We start from the raw sequence: 1,268 nt of genomic DNA on the forward strand, positions 1-1,268 counted from the left end.
TTGGTCATAACAGATCTGGCAAGTAATAGGTCATAGCCCTCCCTTACAAGAACAAATTGCATTGTGCTTAATAGAATCTCATTATCTTCGATAACAAGAATTCTCTTTTTTTCGTTCCCCATAGCGGTAGATTTTTAGTTTTTCACAGTGATGCAAAGTTTCGAAAAAAAAAGAAAATTCGTTGTAGATTAACCACTACAACTCCGTTTAAATAATTTAAACAAAGATTTTAGTTATTAGTTTTAATTAAAATGACAATATACTGACAGGTGGTAGACTCTATATTATTGTTAAACAACTAAACTAGTATGCAAATTTTCAACTTCTCGGATTAACGTTTGCATAATATCTGTTGTCGAAAGTTCACTGTAAGAATGGATCGATTGTCCGGCCCAAATATTTACAAAATCGACATTTTTATTGGCCTTGGCTACTTTTCGTAATTCCCCGGTGAGTTTATTTTGATAGGGATATGGTAAGATATAGTGCGATTTGTCCAAAGCTTCAATAAATGTATTCTTTATACCTCTGGCATAGCGTCCTGAAAAACTCCTTGTCAAGACAATATCTGATTCCTTAACATGAGAAAGACGCGCTTTCTCAAAGTCCAGCAGTGCGCTTTCTTTAGATTTGAGCAATAAACTGCCAATCTGAAAACCACTGGCACCTAATAGCTTTGCAGAATGGATCGTGCTTGCATTATATAATCCACCGGCATAAATAAGCGCCACGTTTACATGCTCTTTCACTTGTGGTAGCAGAGAAAATCCGCCAATCTCAGGAACAGGTGCCTCCTCAAAACTTCCGCGATGTCCCCCAGCTTCTAATCCCTGTACACAGATCACATCAATACCAGCTTCTTCCAGAGCAATTGCTTCTGCCACTGAAGTGCATGTACCAATAATCATCACATCATTGTCTTTCAATCGTTTTATACTTTGTGCATCCAGATTTCCAAAAGTAAAACTCACAACTTTACACTGATGGCTTATGATCGCGTCAATTTGTTCCCTGTAATCTGTAATATGGATGCTATCGAGCTCCGGTAAAGCTACTTCTAAACCATATTGCAGGGCTAACTGTTCCACAAAAACCTTTGTTTCATTATACGCTGTCCTCAAATTCACTGAAACTTCAGGAACATGATTTACAAAAATATTGACTGCAAAAGGCTTCTTTACATATGCAGCGGTTGAACGAATAAGCTCACTACAGCGTTCTGCTGGTAGATCACCCAACGATAGCGACCCGAGCGCTCCGGCACGCGC

General features: G+C 38.6%; 2 protein-coding genes. Both read right to left on the reverse strand.

Translation table 11 applies throughout. The features are described from left to right. On the reverse strand, positions 1–122 hold a 122-nt coding region (locus B2X72_RS26585; RefSeq protein WP_414711782.1), incomplete at its 3' end, for a hypothetical protein. A 168-nt stretch (positions 123–290) separates the two neighbouring features. Beyond that, the coding region (locus tag B2X72_RS03395; protein ID WP_286848265.1) for an NAD(P)H-dependent flavin oxidoreductase at positions 291–1,268 on the reverse strand (978 nt) is incomplete at its 5' end.

Origin of the sequence: Sphingobacterium sp. UBA7253 (assembly GCF_002472745.1) — a bacterium.
Classification (GTDB): Bacteria; Bacteroidota; Bacteroidia; order Sphingobacteriales; family Sphingobacteriaceae; genus Sphingobacterium; species Sphingobacterium siyangense.